This window comes from Limnofasciculus baicalensis BBK-W-15, assembly GCF_024178385.1.
Taxonomy (GTDB): Bacteria; Cyanobacteriota; Cyanobacteriia; order Cyanobacteriales; family Coleofasciculaceae; genus Limnofasciculus; species Limnofasciculus baicalensis.
On record NZ_JAMZMM010000027.1, the window covers coordinates 5,942 to 30,658 of the forward strand.

General features: G+C 41.7%; 22 protein-coding genes and 2 pseudogenes. 20 read left to right on the forward strand and 4 right to left on the reverse strand.

Annotation, left to right across the window (positions count from 1 at the left end; genetic code table 11):
* The 4 genes from NJ959_RS04615 to NJ959_RS04630 form a co-directional block, all read left to right on the forward strand.
* A partial coding sequence (locus tag NJ959_RS04615) for a methyltransferase domain-containing protein (protein ID WP_254010577.1) occupies window positions 1-1,049 on the forward strand: 1,049 nt, incomplete at its 5' end.
* Entirely contained in the window at window positions 1,046-3,469 is a 2,424-nt protein-coding gene (locus tag NJ959_RS04620; protein ID WP_254010578.1) for a glycosyltransferase, read from the forward strand. The genes NJ959_RS04615 and NJ959_RS04620, both read left to right, overlap by 4 nt.
* A gap of 11 nt (window positions 3,470-3,480) precedes the next feature.
* Window positions 3,481-4,422: a class I SAM-dependent methyltransferase gene (locus NJ959_RS04625; protein WP_254010579.1), complete on the forward strand. Its 942-nt coding sequence runs from the start codon at window positions 3,481-3,483 to the stop codon at window positions 4,420-4,422.
* Complete coding sequence (locus NJ959_RS04630) at window positions 4,422-5,609, forward strand: glycosyltransferase family 4 protein (RefSeq protein ID WP_254010580.1); 1,188 nt, start codon at window positions 4,422-4,424, stop codon at window positions 5,607-5,609. The genes NJ959_RS04625 and NJ959_RS04630 overlap by 1 nt, the downstream gene beginning before the upstream one ends.
* Window positions 5,610-5,808: 199 nt before the next feature.
* Here NJ959_RS04630 and NJ959_RS04635 read toward each other — a convergent pair whose 3' ends face one another.
* Both NJ959_RS04635 and NJ959_RS04640 read right to left on the reverse strand, forming a co-directional pair.
* On the reverse strand, window positions 5,809-6,585 hold the full coding sequence (locus NJ959_RS04635) for a glycosyltransferase (RefSeq protein ID WP_254010581.1): 777 nt from the start codon (window positions 6,583-6,585) through the stop codon (window positions 5,809-5,811).
* A gap of 62 nt (window positions 6,586-6,647) precedes the next feature.
* A complete protein-coding gene (locus NJ959_RS04640; protein WP_254010582.1) occupies window positions 6,648-7,076 on the reverse strand; it encodes a GtrA family protein in 429 nt (142 codons plus the stop codon).
* A 218-nt stretch (window positions 7,077-7,294) separates the two neighbouring features.
* Between NJ959_RS04640 and NJ959_RS04645 the strand changes: the two genes are divergently transcribed.
* The 12 genes from NJ959_RS04645 to NJ959_RS04700 all read left to right on the forward strand — a co-directional run bounded on the left by NJ959_RS04645 (window position 7,295) and on the right by NJ959_RS04700 (window position 19,403).
* A complete protein-coding gene (locus NJ959_RS04645; RefSeq protein WP_254010583.1) occupies window positions 7,295-8,002 on the forward strand; it encodes a transaldolase in 708 nt (235 codons plus the stop codon).
* 15 nt (window positions 8,003-8,017) lie between these two features.
* The gene (locus NJ959_RS04650) at window positions 8,018-8,950 is read left to right on the forward strand and encodes an NAD-dependent epimerase/dehydratase family protein (protein ID WP_254010584.1); all 933 of its coding nucleotides are present in this window, start codon (window positions 8,018-8,020) and stop codon (window positions 8,948-8,950) included.
* Between the two features lie 6 nt (window positions 8,951-8,956).
* A complete protein-coding gene (locus NJ959_RS04655; RefSeq protein WP_254010585.1) occupies window positions 8,957-9,667 on the forward strand; it encodes a class I SAM-dependent methyltransferase in 711 nt (236 codons plus the stop codon).
* Window positions 9,668-9,669: 2 nt separating this feature from the next.
* The gene (locus tag NJ959_RS04660; RefSeq protein WP_254010586.1) at window positions 9,670-10,437 is read left to right on the forward strand and encodes a nucleotidyltransferase family protein; all 768 of its coding nucleotides are present in this window, start codon (window positions 9,670-9,672) and stop codon (window positions 10,435-10,437) included.
* On the forward strand, window positions 10,434-11,477 hold the full coding sequence (locus NJ959_RS04665) for a GHMP family kinase ATP-binding protein (RefSeq protein ID WP_254010587.1): 1,044 nt from the start codon (window positions 10,434-10,436) through the stop codon (window positions 11,475-11,477). Before NJ959_RS04660 ends, NJ959_RS04665 begins: the two co-directional genes overlap by 4 nt.
* A gap of 8 nt (window positions 11,478-11,485) precedes the next feature.
* Window positions 11,486-12,787, forward strand: coding sequence for a UDP-glucose dehydrogenase family protein (locus NJ959_RS04670; protein ID WP_254010588.1), 1,302 nt, complete (start codon window positions 11,486-11,488; stop codon window positions 12,785-12,787).
* Window positions 12,788-12,806: 19 nt separating this feature from the next.
* Window positions 12,807-13,673 carry an SDR family NAD(P)-dependent oxidoreductase gene (locus NJ959_RS04675; RefSeq protein WP_254010589.1) on the forward strand — a complete coding sequence of 289 codons (867 nt, stop codon included), beginning with the start codon at window positions 12,807-12,809 and terminating at the stop codon, window positions 13,671-13,673.
* Window positions 13,670-14,677, forward strand: a complete 1,008-nt coding sequence (locus NJ959_RS04680) for a Gfo/Idh/MocA family protein (protein ID WP_254010590.1) — start codon at window positions 13,670-13,672, stop codon at window positions 14,675-14,677. Before NJ959_RS04675 ends, NJ959_RS04680 begins: the two co-directional genes overlap by 4 nt.
* Window positions 14,670-15,263, forward strand: a complete 594-nt coding sequence (locus NJ959_RS04685) for a D-glycero-alpha-D-manno-heptose-1,7-bisphosphate 7-phosphatase (protein ID WP_254010591.1) — start codon at window positions 14,670-14,672, stop codon at window positions 15,261-15,263. Before NJ959_RS04680 ends, NJ959_RS04685 begins: the two co-directional genes overlap by 8 nt.
* Window positions 15,217-15,816: an SIS domain-containing protein gene (locus NJ959_RS04690; RefSeq protein ID WP_254010592.1), complete on the forward strand. Its 600-nt coding sequence runs from the start codon at window positions 15,217-15,219 to the stop codon at window positions 15,814-15,816. Before NJ959_RS04685 ends, NJ959_RS04690 begins: the two co-directional genes overlap by 47 nt.
* Window positions 15,817-15,895: 79 nt before the next feature.
* Window positions 15,896-18,190 (forward strand): hypothetical protein, encoded by a 2,295-nt coding sequence (locus tag NJ959_RS04695; RefSeq protein WP_254010593.1) that lies wholly within the window; start codon window positions 15,896-15,898, stop codon window positions 18,188-18,190.
* Between the two features lie 61 nt (window positions 18,191-18,251).
* Window positions 18,252-19,403, forward strand: coding sequence for a glycosyltransferase family 4 protein (locus tag NJ959_RS04700; RefSeq protein WP_254010594.1), 1,152 nt, complete (start codon window positions 18,252-18,254; stop codon window positions 19,401-19,403).
* Window positions 19,404-19,743: 340 nt separating this feature from the next.
* Here the strand turns inward: NJ959_RS04700 and NJ959_RS04705 are convergent, their stop codons facing one another.
* Window positions 19,744-20,889, reverse strand: a complete 1,146-nt coding sequence (locus tag NJ959_RS04705; RefSeq protein WP_254010595.1) for an RpnC/YadD family protein — start codon at window positions 20,887-20,889, stop codon at window positions 19,744-19,746.
* A 159-nt stretch (window positions 20,890-21,048) separates the two neighbouring features.
* Between NJ959_RS04705 and NJ959_RS04710 the strand changes: the two are divergent.
* The 4 genes and pseudogenes from NJ959_RS04710 to NJ959_RS04725 form a co-directional block, all read left to right on the forward strand.
* Window positions 21,049-21,387 (forward strand): annotated as a pseudogene (locus tag NJ959_RS04710) (XisH family protein); the annotation flags it as partial.
* 156 nt (window positions 21,388-21,543) lie between these two features.
* Window positions 21,544-22,470: a flagellar assembly protein H gene (locus NJ959_RS04715; protein WP_254010596.1), complete on the forward strand. Its 927-nt coding sequence runs from the start codon at window positions 21,544-21,546 to the stop codon at window positions 22,468-22,470.
* Window positions 22,471-22,553: 83 nt separating this feature from the next.
* Entirely contained in the window at window positions 22,554-23,705 is a 1,152-nt protein-coding gene (locus tag NJ959_RS04720; protein ID WP_254010597.1) for a glycosyltransferase family 4 protein, read from the forward strand.
* 70 nt (window positions 23,706-23,775) lie between these two features.
* Window positions 23,776-24,096: pseudogene (locus NJ959_RS04725) on the forward strand (retroviral-like aspartic protease family protein); the annotation flags it as partial.
* Between the two features lie 182 nt (window positions 24,097-24,278).
* On the opposite strand, the gene NJ959_RS04730 reads toward NJ959_RS04725, so the two are convergent.
* Complete coding sequence (locus NJ959_RS04730) at window positions 24,279-24,647, reverse strand: EamA family transporter (protein WP_254010598.1); 369 nt, start codon at window positions 24,645-24,647, stop codon at window positions 24,279-24,281.
* Window positions 24,648-24,717: the final 70 nt, after the last annotated feature.

Consider the following 24,717-nt stretch of genomic DNA (forward strand, 5'->3'; position numbering starts at 1 on the left):
ACACAGAGGGACGGTTAAACAACACAGAGGGACGGTTAAACAACACAGAGGGACGGTTAAACAACACAGAGGGACGTTTAAACACCACCGAGGGACGGTTAACCACCACAGAGGAACGTTTAAACACCACAGAGGGACGGTTAAACAACACAGAGGGACGGTTAAACAACATAGAGGGACGGTTAACCACCATAGAGGGACAGTTGATTAGTACAAAAGATTGCCTCGCTGCTATGGATGAGCATTACATCAGAAATGATAGCTTTCTCAAGAACGATTTAGCCCAACAGAAACGTCTGATTACTATGTTTTTGGAAGAGGCAAGACAACGTTTACCAAAACCATTCAACTCCGAACAACTGCAAACCATTGTTAGTCAAGAAGAACATTTACTAGATGCCTTTTATGTAGCTTTTGAGGAAGAATTTCGCGGTAGTCGTCAAGTTATTATTGACAGGCTAAAAGTATACTTGCCCCTGATAGAAGAAGCCAAGATAGGAACCCAATTATCCCCAATTATAGATGTTGGTTGTGGGCGTGGTGAATGGCTAGAATTGCTACGGGAATCTGGATACACAGTAAAGGGTATCGATAATAACCGGGTAATGGTAGAACAGTGCCAAGCTAGAGGTTTGGAGGTGAGCGAATTCGATGTCATTGATTACTTGAAATCATTACCGGATGCTAGCCTGGGGATGGTAACTGGTTTTCACATTATCGAACATTTACCGTTTTTAGTGTTGATTAAGTTATTAAGCGAAACTCATCGAGTGCTAAAACCAGGGGGATTGGCTATTTTTGAAACTCCCAATCCTCAAAATATTTTAGTAGGGGCTAACAATTTTTACACTGATCCCACTCACCGCAATCCCTTACCCAGTAATTTGACTAAGTTTATGGTGGAGAATATGGGGTTTGCTTCAGTCAAGATTATGAATCTAAATCCCTATGAAGAATCATTTCAATTAAGTGGATCGGAGGTGGCGGAGAGATTTAATGAATATTTCTATGGTCCGCAAGATTATGCTGTGGTTGGATATAAGTTATGAAATCGATAGCAATTGTAATTCCTTGGTTTGGGAAGGAATTAAAAGGAGGTGCGGAACAGCATGGATGGCAAGTAGCGACACGTCTTGCTCAACGCGGTCATCAAGTTGAGGTATTAACCACTTGCTGTCGTTCATTTCATGAAGATTGGGGAGTTAACCATCTCAAAGCTGGTGTAAGTTGGCAAGAAGGGTTAAAGATTCGCCGCTTTCCGGTGGATAGGCGCGATCGCGAAGCCTTTGACCGAGTTAATGGACTTATGTTGAGTATACCACCTGGAAAGCTCAAGCCGGGAGTCAATCCGGTCAGTTTACAGGAATCTGCTATTTTTTGTGATGAAAATATTAACTCAACTCAATTACTAAATTATTTAAAAAATCACCAAGATCAATATCAGGCGTTTATATTTATTCCCTATCTTTACGGTCTTATTCTTAAGGGATTACCGATTGTCGCCAATCGTGCATTTTTACAGCCTTGTTTGCACGATGAGGTTTATGCTTATTTACCCCAAGTCGCTAATATTTTCCATGGAGCTAGGGGATTATTGTTTATTAGCGAAGGGGAAGCTGAACTAGCAAGACAGTTATATGGTCCGGGAATTATTAGCAAAAGCTTGGTAGCAGGGGCTGGTGTAGAGGCGGGTGAGCATTATGATGATGCGATTGACAAAATTGGTGATTTTCTTGTCAAAGAAGAGCGTTTTGTCCTTTACTTAGGTCGCCGAGATCCTCTAAAAAATACAGATTTATTAGTCAGGACTTATGGTAGTTTTAAGGAAAAGTATCCCAATTCTAGTTTGAAGCTGGTAATTGCTGGAACTGGAAATATATCGTTTCACAATCATATCTCCGGTGTTATTGATTTTGGTTTGGTTGGAGAAAGAGAAAAAGAAGCATTACTGGCTAACTGTTTAGCATTATTCCAGCCAAGTACTAATGAAAGTTTCTCTCGCGTGATTATGGAAGCTTGGTTTTATGGACAGCCTGTTGCAGCACATCGAGATTGTTTGGCAACGGCAATGGCTGTTGATTCAGCTAAGGGGGGTTGGCTGGCAGAAACTAAAACGGAATGGATAGATTTGTTAGCAAAAGTTGATTTGATGAGTGAGGATCAGCTTTCTATTTATGGTATAAATGGTCAATCCTATGCAAATGAGAATGCTGTGTGGGATAAGGTGATTGAACGGTATGAAACGGCATTAAACCTAACCCCCCGACCCCCTTCCCTGCAAGGGAAGGGGGAGAATTTTTTCCTGCAAGGGAAGGGGGAGAATTTTTCCGTGGGAGGGAAGAGGGAGAATTCCTTATCTGTTATAACTCAATCTAGTTTGGGAAAACTTCAGGAAATTCATCAACTTCTGCCCAATATTGCTTATGGTGATGCTATCTCTAATCACGCGCTGGCAATCCGAGATTATCTCCGCAGTTGTGGATATAAATCGGATATTTTGGTTAAGTATATGGATGAGCGCGTTGCTCATGAAGTTAAGTTATTTGAAGCAAAATACCTTAGCGATCGCGTTGGCTTAATTTATCACCATTCGATTGGATCTGAGGTAACCAAATATGCGATCGCTCACTCCGGATCTAAATGTCTGATTTATCATAACATTACCCCGGCTGAGTTTTTTGCACCTTACAGACCGGAGTTTGCCAAACTTCTAGCTCAGGGGAGAGCGGAACTCCACGAACTTGCGCCACATTTTCCCATATCAGTGGGAGATTCTGCTTACAATTCAGCAGAACTTTCAGATGTTGGATTTTCTGAACCTGGGGTATTTCCGATAGCTGTAAACCCTAAAAAATGGGATATTCCTGCGGATCATTCTTTGATGCAGCAGTTGCAAGATGGCAAATCCAATTTACTGTTTGTGGGTCGTCTAGCACCAAACAAATGTCAAGATCATCTGCTAGAAGCTTTTGCTCATTACCTTACCATGGATCGGGAGGCACGGCTGATTCTGGCAGGATGCGGAGATATCAACGATCCTTACTATTGTCATCTCATTAACACTATTCAAAAATTGAATTTGACTAAGTATGTCTTGATTCCAGGACAAGTTAATGATGCTCAATTGTTAGCATTTTACCGAACTGCACACTTATTGTGGTCGATGAGCGAACATGAAGGATTTTGCGTGCCACTTGTGGAAGCTATGTGGTTTGATATTCCTATTCTTGCCTACAAAAGTAGTGCCGTCCCAGAAACTTTGGGTGAAGCGGGAATAATGTTTACTCGGAAGGATGATCTCCTTCATGTGGCTGCTTTAGCGAAACTCCTTGTTAAAGATAGGCGACTGCGATCAACAGTTATCAAGGTTCAACGTCAAAGACGAGAGGAGTTTACACAAGCGGTAGTTAATGCTAATTTAAGTTCTATTGTCTCCAAAATGGCAGAGGCATATATTAGAAGAGGATAGAACTATTAATTATGATTCAGTTATCTAAAATTTTTGGCAAAGCGAAGCAGGCTGTTCAGGTTGGATTAAAATCAACTCCTAGCGATTTATTTCCCTTAATACCTCAACTACCCTTACCAGAGGGAATTTCCGAAAGTAAGCTACGGGATTTTTTAGGATCAGTTCTGGTTGCAGATGCTCCCCCTCAAGAAATGGTAAATTACTGCCAACACGACTTTAGACGATTTGTCTATACCTATGGTTTGGTAAGCGATTTATCTGGGGAGTGCTTGGAATTAGGTGCGAACCCATATTTTACAACCATGTTACTGAAACAGTTTACCAAGCTGGAGTTGACCTTGGCAAACTACTTTGGTGACCAATATGAAGATAGAGTAGTACAAGGGATAACTTATAAAGACTGGCAATCGGGAGAGAATTGCTCCCTTCAATTTGAATCGAGGCATTTTAATATCGAAAATGAGATATTTCCATTTAGTGATGCTCAATTTGATGTGGTTTTATTCTGTGAAATCGTAGAGCATTTGCTGATGAATCCAGTTGCTGTTCTCAAGGAAATCAAGAGAATATTAAAGCCTGATGGAGTGCTAGTCCTAACCACACCAAATGTGAGTAGATTGGAAAATGTCAGTAAAATGATTGCGGGGGTAAACATTTACGATCCCTATTCAGGTTACGGTCCCTACGGCAGACATAACCGTGAATACAATAAGCAGGAATTGTTTTTGCTGCTGGATTACCTGGGATTCACGATTGATGCCATGTTTACTGCTGACGTGCATGAAAATCAGGCAAATAATTATGCAGCAGTTTCTGAATTACAACCTTTTTTGAAGTATCGGGAACAGGATTTAGGACAATATATTTTTGTGAGAGCCTTAAATAATAAAGAAGCAGGAAAGAAAAAACCTGCTTTTTTGTATAGAAGTTATCCCGCAGACGAGTTAGAGTAATGACTAAAGTAGCTTTTATCGTGCAGCGCTGTGGGTTGGAGGTGAATGGGGGAGCAGAATATCTCTGTCTGAAAATTGCCCAGCGGATGTCTCAGTATTGGGATACAGAAATCCTGACAACTTGTGCCTTGGATTATATGACTTGGCAAAATTATTATTCACCAGGAATGGCAGAAGTTTCTGGGGTAAAAGTACGACGTTTTCCTGTTGCTCAACAGCGGGATATAGAGTTGTTCAATCAGTTGTCGGAAAAACTTTATCCTCGGATTAAAGAAGCATCTATAGACGAGCAGGAAGCTTGGATGGTTGCTCAGGGACCCTGGTCATTAGATTTAATAGATTATGTGAAAAAGTATCAAGATGAATATGATGCTTTTATCTTTTTTACTTATTTATATGCTACCACTTATTTTGTTTTGCCATTGGTAGCATCAAAAGCTTATCTAGCACCTTTAGCTCATAACGAGTGGCCTATTTACATGGGTATGTGGGATAAACTGTTTGCTAAACCTCGTGGTTTTATTTTTAATACCTTAGAAGAACGAGATTTTGTCAAAGCACGTTTTCCAAAGGTAAATTGTGAAGGACCTGTTGCCGGGATAGCAGTACAACCACCGGAAGTCTACAGTGCAGCAGATTTTCGCCAGGAGTATAACATCAATGAACCATTTATGTTGTATATTGGCAGAGTCGATCCATCTAAGGGGTGTGAAGAACTTTTTCGCTATTTTATGGAGTTGCGATGCCAAAAATCTGGTATAAGTAAATTGGTTTTGTTGGGAAAACCAACTATGCCGATTCCCGATTGCCCAGATATTATCCCTCTGGGTTTTGTAGATGAGCAAACCAAGTGGAATGCTTTGGCGGCTTGCGAACTTTTAGTTATGCCCTCACCTTATGAGAGCCTTTCTATGGTACTCTTGGAAGCTTGGGCAGTAGGTAAGCCTGTGTTAGTGAATGGGAAATGTGATGTATTGGTGGGTCAATGTCGGCGATCGCACGGGGGACTGTGGTATATAAATAAGGATGAGTTTTTGGTGGCTTTAGATATGATGGATGAGAGAGTTAGGAGTCAACTTGGGTTGCAGGGTAAGGTTTTTGTTGAGCAAAATTATATCTGGTCGAAAATTGAGTTGGATTATTTGAATTTACTTAAAGTTAATCATGAATGTCAAATGTTTAAATAAAGATAAATAATTATTTTGATGAGGAATAATAACAATGAAATACATCAATAATATCAAGAATTTAGACGAAGAGATAAAGAGAGTTGATAGAGAATTATCTCTAGACCACGATCGAGGAATTCAAATATTCAGTCTATATGCTGATATAGCCTCTAGATCCATGTCTAAAGGCTATATTGGATATCTGTTTGAGTTATCGCTAACCCATTTCCCAAATCTTGACTTTAACCTTTTTCCATTGTTCAGCAGCCAAGCCCCACCGAATAGCTACGAGTTCTCGAAATAGTCGCCAGGTTCCCCGCAGGGGGTTAAAACGACTATCAGCATCATTACTCCAGAGAACCGGAAATTCTAAAATCTGATAGCCATCTGCCAAAGCTCGTAGGATGATTTCAATATCAAACATGAAACCATCTGTGAATGCCGAAGCATACAAGCAACGTGCCACATTACCCTGATACAACTTAAAGCCGCATTGGGTATCTGAAATATACGAAGGAATCCCCATGAAGGTATGAATCACCCAACTGTAAACTTTAGAACCCAGCCGTCGGTATAAAGGTTGCTCACGTCGAACACTGCCTCGCATCCGGCGGGAACCAATCGCCATATCACACATTCGCAAGCGCAGCATTGTTAGCCCAATCGCTGCGATATCGTATGGTACACAAAGCCCTGCATCAGCAAACATCACGCTTTTGCCCTTCGAGTGAGCTATCCCATAGCGTAGGGCGTAACCTTTGCCTCGATTCGGTTTATAGCTTAATACTTTAAGATTCGGAAACTCAAGTTCTAGCGCCTTCGCCGTTGCCAATGTATCATCCGGTGAACCGTCATCGACTAACAAAATTTCACCAAATAGCCTCTGAGACACCAGAAATTCAGCAGCCGATTGGATATCTTGCTTGATTTTTTTAGCTTCTTTGTAAGCGGGAATAATGATGCTTAAATCTATTTCAGTCTGATAATCGTTCACTCCTCATCCTCCTCATTACACAAACTCACACCAATCAATATTGCCTTAAGGCTTGACTTATTTTAGTAAAGCTTCCTGAAATATCGCTGCAACTTTCGCAGCAGCGGTTTGACACCGCCGCCGAAGGTTAGGTAGTAATTACCCAAAAACCCAGTAGGGATATTGACGGCAACTGCTACCAGTTGTGCCAACCAAGGTGCAAGTCCTAGTCTACGAACACAGACTTCAATCACCAGTACTGTAACAAGCCAGCAAAATATTACCACAACTACATAGTTTTTCAGTTGATGGGCGATTGAGCGTTCAAAGTTCCTGAAGTTGAAGAACTTGTTGAGGATGAAGTGGCAGGCTACACTTAGCACATAGGCGATCGTCGTTGCCAGAGGTCGATAAACTTGAGCCAGAATCAATAATTGAAATGTCCCAACATTCAGGACAAACACTAAGCCACCGATGCCAATGTAGCGGGAGAATAAGGGGGAAATTTTCAACGCTTCTCGCTGGGGGTAGTTTGATCAATAGTTTTTTGGTAACCAGTAACTTAGAAGTTGCATCTAAAAAATCCTCAATTATATCCTCAATTATTAAGTAGCCAGGAGGACTTGACAAAGTACACTCCTTTTTGGTAACTCTGTTGAGAGATACAGGAGGCGCTCTGTCCATCTGTATCCTAGCGACCTTAACCCAGCCAGCATTATAACCACTCTCCATGTTTAAAATCAAACTATTTGCCGATGGTGCTAACCTGGATGATATGCTGGCTGCATATTATGGTGGAATTGTCCAGGGGTTCACAACTAACCCCACCCTGATGAGAAAGGCTGGAATTACTGACTACGAAGCCTTTGCCAGAGAAGTTCTGACGATGATTTGCGATCGCCCCATTTCTTTTGAAGTCTTTGCCGATGACTTCGAGACTATGTATCGACAGGCACATAAGATCAATAGTTGGGGCGAGAACGTCTATGTCAAAATACCGATCACCAATACTAAAGGCGAGTCAGCCGTAGCATTGGTTAAAAGGCTAGTTGGGGATGGGATTAAACTGAATGTCACCGCCATCCTCACATTAGATCAGGTACAAGCTGTCAATAATGTACTGTCTCCCTATGTTCCTGCGATCGTCTCCGTCTTTGCGGGACGAATTGCTGATACAGGATCTGACCCTGTGCCGATTATGGCACAAGCAGCTCAGATGCTTAAAGCCGAATCCCAAGCGGAATTGCTTTGGGCATCGCCAAGGGAAGTACTTAATGTCTATCAAGCTGAAATCTGTGGTTGTGACATTATTACAGCAACGGGGGACATTCTGAAAAAACTTTCGATGCGAGATAAAGACTTAAGTGAACTTTCCCGCGAAACCGTACAAATGTTTTACGATGATGCCTGTAAAGCTGGATTCAAGATCGATTGTTAAGCAATAATATCCATCGTGCCTACAAAAAGAACTGTTCTGATTACTGGAGTGGCTGGGTTTATCGGTAGTAACCTGGCAGATCATTTAATAAATCAAGGATTTCGGGTGATTGGTATTGATAATCTGGCTTATGGCGTGATTGAACAAGTACCAGAAGGAGTTGAGTTTCACAAACTTGATATCCGTTCTCCTGACATCTATCCCTTGTTTAATCAAGTTGAAGCTGTCTTTCATTTAGCAGCAAAAAACTGCATTACCGACTGTCAGGATGACCCTTTAGAAACTAGTGATATTAATGTTACTGGTACAGTTAATGTCTTTGAAGCGGCGCGTCGGGGTGGCGTTGATAAAATAATTTATGCTGAATCTTCGGCACTTTATGAAGGTTCAGAAGTCCTGCCCACACCAGAAAGTGAAGTTAATCCCCAGAGTTTTTATGCTGTTAGCAAGTTAGCTGGTATGGCTTTTGCTGAGGCTTATAGACGGTTTTATGGGATGCGGACAACGGCATTACGTTATTTCTGTGTCTATGGTCCGAGGCAAGATTATCGTCGCACGATTCCACCACTGATGAGTGCTTTTATTATCAACCTGCTACAAGGTAAACAACCAACAATTTACGGCACAGGAGAAAAACGCCGAGATTTTGTTTATGTAGATGATATTAACGATTTTCACCTACAATGTCTGGATGACCCCAATACAGATGGAAACGTTTACAACCTCGGCAGTGGGGTTAGCTATTCGGTACGAGAGATTTTTGAGGCAATTTCTGCTATCTTGCAAACTGATATTGAACCAATTTATCAGCCAGATTTTCCGGGTGAGGCGCAGGTAACATTGGCTGACATTACAGCGGCAAAAAATCTAGGTTGGCAACCAAAAGTTTCCCTCGAAGAAGGGTTACAGCGGTCAATTGATTACATTAAAGACCATCTATTTCAATAATCACCCATGAATAAAGTAAAATCTCAATTTCCCAAAGTATTACCTCCTCTGACTGAAGAACAGAAATGGATTCGCGAAGACTTTGTAAATTATTGGCATCAAGTATTGCCTAACCGTTATGGTATTGTTGAAAAGTTTAATCATGGTTATCCGTTAAGGAAGATGCCTCCTACAACCAAGAGAACACTGGAAATCGGATCGGGAAGGGGAGAACACTTGCGGTATGAAAACCTCAACAGCCAAGAGTATACAGCCTTAGAGCTACGAGCTGAAATGGCGGCTGCTATCCGTGCTGATTTTCCTTCAGTAGAGATAGTGATAGGTGACTGTCAAGAACATATTGAAGTTTCAGATAACTATTTTGACCGGGTTTTAGCAATCCATGTTTTAGAACATCTGCCCAACCTGCCCAAAGCACTTGATGAAATTAAGCGGATATTGAAACCCAATGGTTTATTTTCTATTGTTATTCCTTGTGAAGGTGGTTTTGCTTATAGTTTAGCTCGTAATATTTCTGCACGTCGAATTTTTGAGAAGCGTTACAAACAGAGTTATGATTGGTTCGTTGCTTGCGAACATATTAATCTACCTCATGAAATTATAGGAGAATTACATAAAAAGCAGTTTTCAATTATTAATCGTACCTTTTTTCCACTTTTAGTCCCAATTATTAATCTGAATTTGTGTATTGGATTGACGGTAGTTAATGAGAAATGAACTTGAGAAAAACTGAAAAATTGAACAGAGAAGACTTAGGTGTATTAGTCCTTGCTGCTGGCAAAAGTACGAGGATTCAGCCTGTATCAGGTGGATTGCCTAAGCCATTGCTGCCAGTTGAGGGTAAAAGTATTCTAGAACGCAATCTTAGCTGGCTGGTAAGTTCTGCAATAGAGTCTGTATGGATTAATCTGCACTACCGAGCTGAAGAAATTCAACAGGTAATCGGTACTGGTGAAAATCTGGGACTGAAGGTGTCTTATTCCCTAGAACCAGAAATTTTAGGCACAGCAGGGGCGTATAAAAACCTAGAACAACATTGGCAGGGAACGACTTTAGTAATTTATGGCGATAGTCTGGTATGTTTTGATTTAGCTAAATTTTTGGCGGCACACCAAAGTTCAGAGGCAGTAGCAACGATTGCTCTATTTGACCAGAATACTCATCACCATACCGCGATCGCAGGTGGTAGGGTGATTTTAGATGAGAATGGTAGAATTACCAGCTTTACTGAAATGGCTGGTACTGAGGAAACTAGCCCCTCTACTCTAGTAAATGCTGCTGTTTATCTCCTGGAAGCAGAGGTTTTAAAAATGATTCCAAAACAAACTTTTTATGATTTTGCCCGTCACCTCTTCCCTCAGATGCTAGCGGCAGGTTATTATCTTCAAGGCTATCTAATTGATGGCTATTGTCTAGGTCTGGATACTCCAGAAAGCTATGCCAAAGCGATGTCCTTAATTGAAACTGGAAAGGTAAAACTGGCATGATCATCACACGTACACCGTTTAGAGTTACCTTGGGTGGAGGTGGTACGGACTTACCTTCTTACTACGAAAAGCATGGCGGCTTCATCTTTGCCATGGGCATCAACAAATATATGTATGTGATGATCAATCCACCCACAATGGATAAGATGATCCGCCTACACTATACCCAAAGCGAAACCGTGTTTCATGTTTCGGAATTGAAGCATGAGTTAGCTAGAGAAGCACTGCGCTATCACGGCATTGAAGAAAAGATGGAAATCGCTTCAATGGCGGATCTCTCAGCCGGAACCGGGGTAGGTTCGTCTAGCTGTTACTTAATAGGCTTGTTGTTGGCACTGCATCATTACCGTCGCGATTATGTTTCCTTAAAGGTGCTTGCGGAAGAAGCTTGCGATATTGAATTGAACATCCTTAAAAAAGGGATTGGCAAGCAAGATCAGTACATGGCAGCCTTTGGTGGTTTAACAGTTTTGGAGATTGCCAAAGATGGCAAAGTTGAGGTGAAACCAATTCGGATGGGAAGTAGTGCGATCGCAGATTTAGTCGCTAACACTCATATTTATTATACAGGCTTTCGCCGCGATGCTGTTGATGTTCTCTCCGAACAAAATACCGCCATGCAGTCTCAATCTGTACCCAAGCATGATGTAGTGGCAAATAGCTTACATCAAATTAAGGATTTAGGCTACCGAATTCTCGAAGCCATTAAAGATGAAAACTTTGATGCTTGGGGACAAATGCTAGAGGAACATTGGCAGTACAAGAAAAAAATGTCTGCGAGGATTAGCCTGACAAAAGTAGACCATATTTATGAGGAAGTCCGTCAAAACTACAACGTCCTTGGTGGTAAAATAATCGGTGCTGGTGGGGGAGGATTTTTGATGCTTTACTGCACCAAGAACCACAAACAGCTAGAGAAGTTTATGGAATCTCAACAAATGCCGAGATTGCACTACACCATTGAGTCAGAAGGTGCTAAAGTTGCTGCTGATGTCTCCAGTAGTGAAGCGATGATGTTCCACTCAAAAAGTATTGTATAAATTAAGTTATGTCTGAACTGAAAATTGGAGTTGTCGGGCTTTGGCATCTAGGTTGCGTTATCGCAGCTACTTGGTCAAAGCTAGGTCATGTGGTACGAGGAATAGATTTTGATGAAACTAATGTCAGTAACCTCTCAAAAGGTCAGCCTCCCATCTATGAGCCTGAACTCCAAGAGACGATTCAAGCAAGCTTAGAAAAAGGCTTATTGTCTTTCTCGCAAAACCCGACACATCTTAAAGATTGTAGCTTTGTATTTCTCGCCTACGATACACCCGTCAGAGACGACGATTCCTCAGATCTTTCCATACTTGAGGAGGCAATAGAAGCGATCTCTGCTCATCTTGCCCCCAATACAATCCTAATTGTTAGCGCTCAACTTCCAGTCGGTACGGCAAGATTGTTCCGTACAAAACTCAAAGCCATTGACTCTTCTTTAGAAGTAGTCTACTCACCAGAAAACCTCCGATTGGGTGAAGCAATTAATTGCTACCTAAACCCCGGTCATATTGTGATTGGAGCAGATGAACCCCAAGCCTGCCAAGCTGTTGCTGAACTATTTTCCCCCATGCAAGCTGAATGCTTGTTTATGAATTTGCCCAGTGCCGAAATGACAAAACACGGGATAAATTCATTTCTAGCTACCTCCATTACTCTAGCAAATCAATGGTCTGATATTTGCGCCGCCGTTGGGGCTGATTTTGCTCAAGTTGCAGCAGCGATGAAGTGCGATCCGCGCATTGGTAAACGCGCTTATCTTAGTCCTGGAATCGGTTTCTCAGGAGGAACCCTAGGACGAGATTTGCAAGTATTGGAAGGCATCAATCAACAAATCGGCAACCAATCTCCCATATTTGGAGATATGTGGCGATACAACAAGACACGAGTCAAAGTAGTTGGAAAAGTCGCTGAAGATGCTTTAGGTAATCTGCAAGGAAAAACAATTACCCTGCTGGGCATGACCTACAAACCAGGAACCAGTACATTAAGAAGAAGTTTGCCTTTAGAAGTTGCCTATGACTTGGTTAAGCGAGGTGCTTCTATTAGAGCTTACGATCCAAAAGCCGATTGGAACGAGGCTCATCTGCCAGGAAATTTTGAAACTTTCACCAATGTCTATGAAGCAGTTGCAGAGGCAAACTTAGTGGTGCTGCTGACAGAATGGCCGGAATTCAAAAGCTTAGATTTTAGTGAAATCAGGAAAAGGATGACAGGCAATATCTTTTTTGATACAAAAAGTTTTATATTAGAACGGTTTGCCGAAATCAAGTCTCTTGGCTTTACTGTTCTAAGTATCGGTCGTGCCTCGTAAATTTTAAGGAAAGGTCATCATGTCTGAACAGATAGATTTATCAAGTAAAAATATTCTGATTACAGGCGGTAGCATGGGGCTGGGCTATGCTGCGGCTGAGGCTTGTCTTCAAGCCAATGGACGTGTGGTAATCTGTGCCCGAAATCAAAGTGAACTAGATGCTGCCGTCAATCGCCTCAAGGCAGAAGGGTATCAGAATATCGTTGGCATTCCCGCAGATGTTACGAAACAGAATGAAGTAGAGCTTGCTTTAAATCAGGTTGAATCTCAGTTTGGACCTCTCAATGCAGTGATTCATGCAGCAGGTATTTACGGCCCAATTGGGACAATTACAGATGTCAACCCACAAGAGTGGTTCAAAGCAATTGAAATCAATCTCTTTGGTACATTTCTGGTGCTTCGTCAAAGTTGCCTGTACTTGAAAAAAAATGGTGGGGGGAGAATCGCGCTTTTCTCCGGTGGTGGTGCGGCAAGTCCTTTCCCTAACTATACAGGATATGCTTGCAGTAAGATAGGCGTGGTGCGTTTGACAGAAACGACCGCGATTGAAATGACACCCCACAATATTGAAATTAACTGCATCGCCCCAGGTTTTGTAATTACGCGCCTGCATCAGCAGACATTAGCGGCTGGAAAATTGGCAGGCGATCAGTTTTTGGAGACAACAAAAGCTCAAATTGAAAAAGGAGGTGTGCCTGCATCCGTAGGGGGAAGCAGTGCCGCTTTTCTGATCTCAGATCAAGCCAAAGGCATTACCGGAAAATTTGTTGCTGCGCCCTACGATGGCTGGAAAGATTGGCCAGAACATCTGGAAGAGTTAAAGAGTACGGATATTTTCACCCTAAGACGTATCATACCGAAAGAACGCGGGATGGACTGGCAATGATTAAAGTAGCAGTAATTGGCTGTGGACTAATTGGCAAACGAAGAGCGCAGGAAGCCTGTGAACATCCCCAATCTCAACTATTGGCAGTGGCTGATATCAATCTAGCTGCCGCCGAAGCGTTAGCCTGTGAGTATAATTGTCAGTCTCTCACAGATTGGCGAGAAGCGATCGCTAATCCAGAGGTAAATGCCGTTGCTGTTGCTACCCATAACGGGATGCTAGCGGAAATTGCGATCGCTGCCTTAGAATTCGGCAAGCACGTCCTTATAGAAAAGCCCATGGGTCGAAATTTAGCAGAAGCCTTAAAAATGGCGGCAACTGCTTCATCAGCTCAACGGGTACTCAAAATTGGTTTCAATCACCGCTACCATCCCGCCATTGCTAAAGCGTATCATCTCTACAAAGAAGGCATGATTGGAGAGATAATCAATATTCGCGCCCGATATGGGCATGGCGGTCGCCCTGGCTACGAAAAAGAGTGGCGCGGCAACCCCCAACTAGCAGGTGGCGGGGAACTAACTGACCAAGGTGTTCATATTGCCGATTTGATTCACTGGTTTGCTGGCTTACCAACGGAAGCATTTGCCTACCTACAAACAGCAGTTTGGCCGCTTCAACCTTTAGAAGATAATGGCTTTGGCCTATTTCGATTTGCCGATGGTGCAGTTGCCAGCTTTCACACCAGTTGGACGCAGTGGAAGAATTTATTTTCTTTGGAAATTTATGGGCAAAAGGGTTCTCTGACGATTGAAGGATTGGGTAAAAGTTATGGTGTTGAACGATTAACTTTGGCAATCAGAAACCCAGAAGGAGGTGTACCAGAAATAGAAGAAATGGTTTTCGATCAACCGGACCTTTCTTGGCAACTGGAATGGGCAGATTTTGTCAAGGCGATTGAAACGGGCTGCCCCTATCTAGGCACACCTGAAGATGGGGTAGCAGCGATGAGGATGCTAAATGCACTTTATCGTTCGGCGGAGGAAAATGCGATCGCTTATGTCTAATCTTAAACCTGCTGTCTTTCTCGACAGAGATGGCGTAGTCAACAAAGTTGTCTTCCGTAATGGTAAACCAGCTTCTCCCCGTAGCTTAGACGAATTTATTTGGGGGGAGGGGATTACAGAGGCTGTAAAACGATTAAAAGCCGCTTGTTTTTATGTCTTTGTCGTTACCAACCAGCCAGACATCGCCAGAAAAAAACTAGACGCGATAATTTTGGCACAGATATCAGAAACGATTCGTCAATCCTTGCCCATAGATGATCTTTTGGTCTGTCCCCATGATGATAGCGATCGATGTGCTTGTCGCAAGCCAAAGTCTGGTATGCTAATTTCTTTGGCAGCCCAATGGCAAATTGATCTGAACCGTTCTTTTATGGTGGGTGATTCCTGGAAAGATATGGCAGCAGGCACAGAAGCGGGATGCCAAACAATTTTGATTGAGCGACCCTACAACAGGGACACAGTAGCTGATTTTCAGGCATTGAGCGTGTTAGAGGCTACAGATATAATTCTCAATTTGATAGACAAAGGAGACAAGTATAATGAGTTACATCACCGAGTATTTAGCGGAAGCAAAATCGATTATTGATACCATTGATGTCTCGATAATCGAAAAAATGGTTGAAGAAATTGCTGAAATTAGAGCCAACAATGGACGGCTGTTTTTTATTGGTGTAGGCGGTGGTGCAGGGCACGCTAGCCATGCGGTCAATGATTTTCGGAAAATTGCGGGAATTGAATCTTACACCCCTACCGATAATGTATCCGAGTTAACTGCCCGGATTAATGATGATGGATGGGAATCGGCATTTGTTAATTGGTTACAAGGAAGCCATCTTAACAGTCGTGACGGCATCTTTGTCTTTTCAGTCGGGGGTGGAAATGCTGAAAAAAACATCAGTGTCAATATCGTCTCTTCTTTGAAATATGCCAAAGAAGTTGGTGCTAAAGTTTTCGGAGTAGTAGGTAGAGATGGTGGCTATACCGCAAAAGTAGCAGATGCTTGTGTGATTATTCCACCGCTAAATAACGAGACTGTAACACCTCAGACAGAAGCATTTCAAGCAGTAATCTGGCATTTGGTTGTTTCTCATCCAAAGATGCAGAAGTTTCAAATGAAATGGGAGTCAGTAGATAAGTAAGTTAGCTTAAAAAGTTATTAGCCAATTTTTTAGCAGAGTCTCAAGTCAAAACTTAATGATTTTACCCAAACACAATAAAATGAGCGACCGATCAAATTATAAGCTTCTTTCCCTAGGAGCAGCTTTTTTACTTTTTTTGTTAATTTCTTTAGGTTTTAGTATTTGGTTTATTAAAGACTTTTCTATCCCTTTAGGGGGAGGTGGTGACTATAACATTTGGGAATATTTAGGATTCTATTTCACAAGAAATCTCAGCTTTCAACCATTTCCCACCTTAAATCTCGTCAACAATCAAGTCTTTTATCCCTACGGAACGAATAGCGTATTTCAAGCTTGGGCAATCGAAAGAGATATTTTCTTTGCTACTCTTTACTCATTGTTCTGGGATGGTTCTTGGTTACAGATATACTACCTTCTGACTGTAATAGTAACAGCAGTTGGCAGCTACAGTCTGCTTGTTTGGGATTATGGTATTGCTCGCTCTATTGGTGCCGGATTAATAGTATCAGTTGGCAACTTTTATGTACTTAATAGTTATCCAAATTTGGGTAACGTGCATCACTGGACTACTCTGAACTTTGTAGCCGATTTCCTGATTGTTAAAAGAGTTACTTTAAGGCAAGATTTGCCTCTAAGACTGATTCTAGTGAGGATTGGCTTGCTTGCGCTGTCCCTAGGTCAACCTTTAGGATATGTAGCTGCTCTAGCTCTGCTCTCCCTTACAGTTTCTCTACTTTTCCTAACTGTCATACTTGCCTATAGGTATTTACGAGAAAAACTGGCAATCAAAGAATTAGTTGCTCAGAGATTACGAATATACAAAAAAGAAATTTTCACTTATACTCGCCAGTCTTTAGCTTTACTGACATTCGATGTTATCGTCATCTATACTTATTTCCCTTTAGCCCTTCAAATTGCCAGAGAAGCTAAAAGCTTTGACTTCACTAAATGGCCGACCGGCGCTTGGTGGGCTAACCCTCTCAGGGCAATAATTCCCTACTTACCTGGCTTAGACCCAAGACAAGCTTTTTGGCAAAAAATATTCCAAGATTCCCCAGAAATGTTAGGGAGTGGAAGTATTGGTTGGTTCTTACTAATTATTGGAGCAGTAGGTTTGTGGCAAACCCGCAAACGTATCATCATTTTTATACCATTAATCACCATTTTACTACTTTGTAGTTTGTATCATCCTATACATTTTCCCATACTCAAAATATTTCCTTGGTTTTCATTTTATCGTGTTGCCGGTCGCAGCACTGCGATCTATCCAGTTATTCTTTGTCTTTTCTCTCTAGAAATTAACTTTAGTGCGATCCGTCGGACTAAGAGACAGTTGCTGCTATCTCTGATGATTTGTCTAGCTTGTACCGAAGTTTATACAGCTTACTTACCCTGGATTAACTATCAGCCTTTTTTATTCGATAAGACTTTTTTTACTTACATGAATTATGTCAAAAAGCAACCAGGCGAAGCAGTTTTAGACTGGCCATTTTGTGTGGTAGGAGGAAACGGGATGGGTCTAAAAGAGTTGTGTCCGTTCTATGAGCGCAATAATTCTGTTTTCACGCTCAGAAGATTTCATCACAAAAAAGTTATGGGTCAATATTCTGGTCGTTTACATCCTTCACAAATGGAGCAATATTTACAAGCTGGTTGGGACAAACTGCTTTTTCCTGACGATACAGCAACTCGTCAAAAACGATGTTTTAAAACAGATGAATGGTCTTTTTTTGAAAAATTTTATCAGTTAAATAATTTTGCTGGTATCAATCTTTACGTTGATTTATTGCCAGAGGATTGTGTTGAAGAATTCTACCAACGTTTCGGTAAACCTGTTGTAGAAACGCTAGTTGCTGGAGCTGGTCAGGTAAAGTTTATTCCGAAACCCCCTGAGTTAAGAAAGCAAGTTAATTCAGCCTTGGGCGTTAGTCTTAAATTTAAGTCTATTTTGGACTTAGCTGAATCTAACTTGTTAGAGAATGAGTCACCTCATGGCATTGCTGTTACTGGTATTAGCACTATTGAAGGAAGTACACCTAATAACTGGCGATGGGCATTAGGATCTGAAACTAGCCTAGTATTTGAACTTCTTACATCTCAGGAATTAAACCTACTTTTTAGCTTTGACAATCCTATTGAGGGTCAAGATGTAATAGTAGAGGTCAACGGATCTACCGTAAAAGAAATTACCAATATTAGAAAAAATGAGAAGATCGATCAGATTCTAAAAATCCCGGCTGTCAAAGGAAGAAATCAAATTGTTTTTCGCTATAAATATTGGAACAATAAACCCGTGTCATTTGCGCCAAATGATCCCAGACAAATGTCCATTTCTTTTACAAAATTTATGATTCGACCTGTAAACAAAGAATAGAGCTATAAGGAAAAATTCCAGATCGTGGTTTTTGATTACATAAAATTGAATAAAAATTTCCATGCTAAAAATAACCGTTGACGCCACCCCCATATCCCCCAAACCCAGCGGAGTTGGCTTATATGTCGCCAACCTAATTCATTCCCTAAATTCCCTCCAAACTCAAGAAAACTTCCAACTAGGAATTACCTACCAACCCGGACTCAAAAACTGGCTACGCCGTAGCCTAGAATTTCCCAATTCTCTCACCCCCTATTCCCACCGTTACCTCCTCCCCTTTCCCGTCAGAATTACCAACTTCCTCCTCGATAACTTTCCCAAATTATTCCCACTTTACCTCGAACATTACCTAGATAACCCCGATATCATCCACGGCACTAACTACACCGTTTACCCCTATCAAAACAGCCGAAAAGTATTAACAATTTACGACCTCACCTTTATTAAATATCCCAACTATATCGATTCAGTAGTAAAAACTTACTCCCACCGCATCAAAAAATGCCTTCAGTGGACTGACCTAATCTTAACCATATCAGAAAGTTCAAAAAGAGACATTATTGAATACCTAAACATAGATCCAAATCGCATCCACGTCACCCCCCTAGCCAGCCGCTACCATCCCGATATCCGAGTCATTCCACCCACTAATTCAATCAACTACAACTTCTCCCAACCCTATATCCTATTCGTCAGCACCATCGAACCCAGAAAAAACATTACCACCCTAATCTCCGCCTTCAACTACCTAAAACAAACCCATAAAATCGACCATCAACTCATCCTCATCGGACAAAAAGGATGGCACTACCAACCCATATTCACCGCCATAGAAAACTCCCCCTACAAACACCATATCCACCACCTCGACTACCTATCCGACGAAGTAGTTGCCCTATTCTATGCAAAAGCAGATGTCTTCGTCTATCCCTCCCACTACGAAGGATTTGGTCTTCCCGTCTTAGAAGCAATGACATTAGGCGCACCCGTCATTACCTCCAATACCTCCTCCCTCCCAGAAGTTACAGGAGATGCAGCTTTACTCATCAATCCCGATGACCAAATGCACCTAGCCGAAGCCATTTTAAAAGTCATCAGCGACTCCCAACTTCGCCAACAACTCATTGAAAAAGGGAAAGAAAGAGCTAAACTATTCTCATGGGAAAGAACAGCCAAAGAAACCATCAAAGCCTACAAATCATTACTAACTTAAAAGCGATAAATTCATCATCCGTAGAGCAGGCATCTTGCCTGCGACTGTCACTAAAACCTGGAGAGATATTAAGTTTTAATCACCCCACACCAAAAAACAAAAAACCCTTTCAAAAATTTCAATATACAATTTAGATTCACAGCAGCTTATCAAGCATCCTGATATTGAGGATTGATACAGGAGATTGCGGGTTTATGAAGTACACCTCAGAAACCCGGTTTCTCTGCACCTCACATACCTGAAAATTACTGCTACTGTACCTCATAACATTTGATCCTTTATTACCTCCCAAATAATAAATTCATCATCCGTAGCACAGGCATCTTGCCTGTGACATAACCTAAATCGCTGCTTCCAATCGAACCAACAACTCATGAACCGACAATTCCGGTAACTCTGACAGCAATAACCCCAAATTCTCCGGAGACAATCCCACTAAACCTGGTATCATATTCCCAATCCGCTCATCTAATTCCCCAAACCGCATTTTCAAAACAGATTGAGCCAGTAAAACTTGAGCCTGTTTAACACCATTATCATCAACAATTAACGTTGATAATTCCACTAACAACCTCGTCAAATCCACCGCAGACAAAGCCGATACCGGAGTCAGGAAAACAGTAAAAATCTCATCTAACTCTCCAAACCGCATCCGCAGTAAATTTTCCAGTATCGCCCGATTCTCCTCTTGCCTACCCCTTTCAATCCCACGTTCAATCCCCCGTTCAATCCCCCGTTCAATCCCCCGTTCAATACCCTGTTCAATACCCTCTTCCCTAGCCGCCTCAATCTGTTGTCGATAAAGAGGTGCCAATGCCATAATCAACTCCCTATCCTCTACTTTTAATTCCCGATTATTCGCTTGCAAATTAGTCTGCAAATCATACAACAATTCTAGCGCACTATCTCGCAGTCGATCGTCCACCGCCAATCCCGCCAACTCCTTAATCGCCTCCTGCTGCACCCCTCCCTTCCCCAAAATCCGCAACCACAGCGTCTCTTCCGTATGGGGTAACTGATGAATCGCCACCAATCCCGTAAATAAACCAGCCCCCAATACATAGACTCCCAGTGGGTAACCTTTGCGATTAATCCCCCGAAAATCAAAACTATCCAATAAAGCAGGAGAAGCCGTCGGTGTCAAAATCCATAATCGTGGTAATTTGGCTGAATTAATCCGCCTCCTTTCTCGCTTTGCCCGCCTTTCCCACTCAGCATGAATATCAAATACCTTTCCCATACAACTACGGATTTGCTGGGGAGTAACCGCATTTCTAAATGGTTCAAATACCGCAGGCGTTGTCGCCAATTTTCCTAACAATCCCAACTTTTTTATGTAGGAGACTATCAGAGTAGATGGTGTAAACAATAGATCAATTTCACGGACTTCTGAAGCCACATTATGACTAGTTTTTACCTCGCCAATCGGCGCTAATAATTCAGCGAGATAATCTTTGGCAAATTGATCGTGAGGGAATTGCGTCATTAGTCAGCGATAATATTTGAGTCACCCGGAGTTTATTTTATACCTTAATCGTAAATTAGACAAGATTGAATTAAACTAGAGACCAAGACTTTCAGATGAATAGCGTATATACTTGAAATACAACTATCTAAGATATTAAACACAACCAGTCAAACAGCCATGGCTGCTAAAGATGCCTTTCACGAAGTCGTTAAAATTGCTCTCCAGAAAGATGGATGGCAGATTACTCACGATCCATACAATTTACAAGCAGGAACCCTAGAGCTTTACATCGACTTGGGTGCAGAAAAGGTGGTTGCGGCTCAAAAAGATGGACAGAAAATCGCCGTTGAAATCAAAAGCTTTATTGGCTCATCCAAAATCTCCCAATTTTATACAGCTTTAGGACAATTCATTAGTTATCGAGCAGCTTTAGAACAACAAGAAACTGACCGAGTTTTATACCTAGCAGTACCCAGCAATGTCTACGATAGTTTTTTCACAATGGGGTTTATTCAGTAGACATATTAGACGAAACCCCTCAGTTACATCGGTGGTGTAAATCCGGCTAAACCCGTCGCTTCCGAAGTCCGTGAAATTGATATTTACTTCACGCCAAATCCAGAAAATTCCGGCTATTCTGAATATAGAGAAAAACTAGGTTTATTGGGAAAGATGGCGGAAACCCCAGCATTATTTGAACCCTTTAGAAATCCGATCACAACTGAAAAAGTTTTCAGTTGTTTGAGCAAGTTGTTGGATGTAAAAGCAGATTTAGCAAGGCAAGCTAAACGAGAAAATACTATCTCCAATGAAGCACCTTGGTTGTGGATTTTAACTCCCACAGCTTCAGAGACTTTATTAAATGGGTTTAATACAACAATATCAGAAGATAATTGGGGGAGGGGAATCTATTTCCTGGGAGAACATTTCCGAACCGGAATTGTAGTTATTCATCAGTTGCCGAAAACTCCGGAAACCCTGTGGTTACGAATTTTAGGTAGGGGGAAAGTGCAAGAGGATGCACTCGCGTCTCTGGCTGCCTTACCTCTGGATAATCCTTGGCGCTTAGGTGCATTAGAATCAGTTTATCAATTACAATTGAATTTGAATGTTAATCGGTCAGAAAAGTCAGAATCAGAAACATTGGAGGATGATAAGTTGATTATGGCAATTGCTCCTTTATTTCAAGAACAATTAGCAGCGGCTGAACAAAAAGGTATTCAGCAGGGTATTGAACGCGGAAAAATTGAAGAACATCGTTATATATTAGAAAACTTTCTCCGGGTGCGATTGAGAGATTTAGATCCAGTTTTCCAAGCTCTTATTGCCCCAGTATCGGCTTTACCAGCGGTGGAATTTACCATGCTGTTGGTGCAATTAGCGACAGTTTCTGTCGATGATAATGGTGTTCTAGAAGCCAAAAGATTACTTGCGGAAAGTATTTTGAGGCTCCGTTTTAGTCAATGGGATGAACGATTGACTAATGTTATTCCAAGTCTACTGACTTTATCTCCAGAGGATTTAGGTTTATTGCTGTCGCAGTTAGCTCAATTATCAGTTGAGGAATTGTTGGGGAGGGTGGATAATTCTGTTCGTTAAAAATCTTGATGGGTGGGGATTCCCCACCCTACTATTTATTTCCCTTCTTAAGTATACTACTTAAAACATAAATCAATCGAGCAATGAACTCTAAAGTAAATCATTCAGAATTGTCAAATCAACTGATAGTAAACCTCCCTATCCTATTTTCCCAACCCACAGGCATAGCCACCTACGCCGCCAATCTTTTCCCCCATTTACAACCCCTCAATCCCACCCTCCTGATTTCCCCCATCGCCTCAAAACACTTCCCTCTCGCCTCCGAATTTCCCTGCTATCCAATTCCTGGAGATTTAACCCCCGCCCAAGGAACAAAAGGACATTTTCGCCGCTTACTCTGGACACAATTTAAACTCCCACATATCCACCATAATCTCAAATCATCCCTCCTATTTTCCCCCATCCCCGAAGCACCAATCTATACTAATTGTCGCTACGTGGTAATGGTTCACGATTTAATTCCCCTTCGTTTTCCCAAACGCTTCTCACCCCTAACACCCTACTTCCGCTACTACATTCCCCAAGTATTATCTCAATCTCAACATATCCTCTGCAACTCTACCTCCACCGCCAGAGATATTATTGATTTTTACAATATCCCAGCTAGTAAAATCACCCCAATTCTCCTCGGCTATAACAATCATTTTCGGGAATGGGGAGTAGGGAGTAGGGAGTGTGGAGGAGATGCGATGGTGGGAAAATCTCCTTATTTCTTATATGTGGGTAGGCACGATCCTTACAAGAATATTCACCGCCTAATTGACGCTTTTGCTGCTATTCCTAATTGCCGCAATTATGAACTTTGGATTGCAGGATCATCCGATCCACGTTATACCCCAATTCTCCAAGCAAAAGTTGAGGAATTAAGTCTGACTAATCAAATCAAATTTCTAGATTACGTTCCCTACGAAGAACTACCAATAATTATAAACGGCGCGATCGCAGTTGTATTCCCCAGTCTTTGGGAAGGTTTCGGTTTCCCGGTTTTAGAAGCCATGGCTTGCGGTACTCCTGTCATTACCTCCAACATTTCCTCCCTGCCCGAAGTAGCTGGAGATGCAGCTATTTTAATTAATCCTTACAATACCTCAGAAATTACCGAAGCTATGGCAGGAATAGCAACAGATAATAATTTGCGATCGCGCCTTTCACATCTTAGTCTAGCCAGAGCCAATCAATTTAGTTGGGAGAAAACTGGAAAAGCAACTGTTGAAGTTTTATCAAACTACCTTTAATTGATAACTTGCAGAAGTCGCAATAACCCGACAGTGGTTCAAACCACTGTCTAATAGCTTAAGTCGGTTAAAACCGAACGTCCTAGTAGACACAGGCGCAACAACCTTGTGCCTACCTCCAGACGCGATCGCAAATCTGGGACTAGAACTTTTAAAAGAAGTTAGTGTCACCACAGCAACTGGACTAAGTAAAGCCAGAATCTTTCGGGATGCCACGATTTTACTATGCGGAAGAGAAGGAACCTTTGAATGTTTAGAATTACCAGGAGGTAGAGACGCACTTTTAGGCGTAATTCCCTTAGAAGCCCTAGGTTTAGAACCAGATTTACGCAATCAAACCCTAAAAGTATTACCTGACGAATCAGTTGATACTTATCTAACAATTCTTTAAAATTTAGCTATCGCCATAAGCTGTCACGCTTTTAATTTGTCTGTGTTGGCATCAGGGGAGCAGGGGAGAAGGGAGCAGCGGAGAAGGTTTGATGACTTTTTCCCTAAATTGAAAATATACAGTTTAAATGCGGAGCCGCTTAGATATAAGAAACCCGGTTTCTGGGTAAAAAAAAAACCATATCACCTCTGCCAAGCAACCAAAACCACCCCAAAAACAATAAACCCCAAACCAAATAGACGAGTTCCCGGAATAGACTCATGAAAAGCAAAATAACCAAATAAAACCGAAAAAATATACATTAAAGCCGTTGAAGGACCAGCCACACTAAGTTTGACACGAGTTAAAAGTAAAATATAAGTAATCGCACCCAATCCATAACAAAACAAACCCGCCAACAACTCCGGAGTCATCACAATACTAAGCACATGACTAGCCAAATTACCAGCAGTAACTTTTCCCAACTTCAAAGCGCCCGCCTTGAGCAGAAATTGCCCCGATGCGCTAACCAAAATTGAAATCACTAACAAACCAAACTCTTGTAGTGTCACAATAAAATCCTTCTACGAGTAGATCAAAGAAATATTACCTCAGAAAGAATATCTTAGAGGGAGTGGGGAG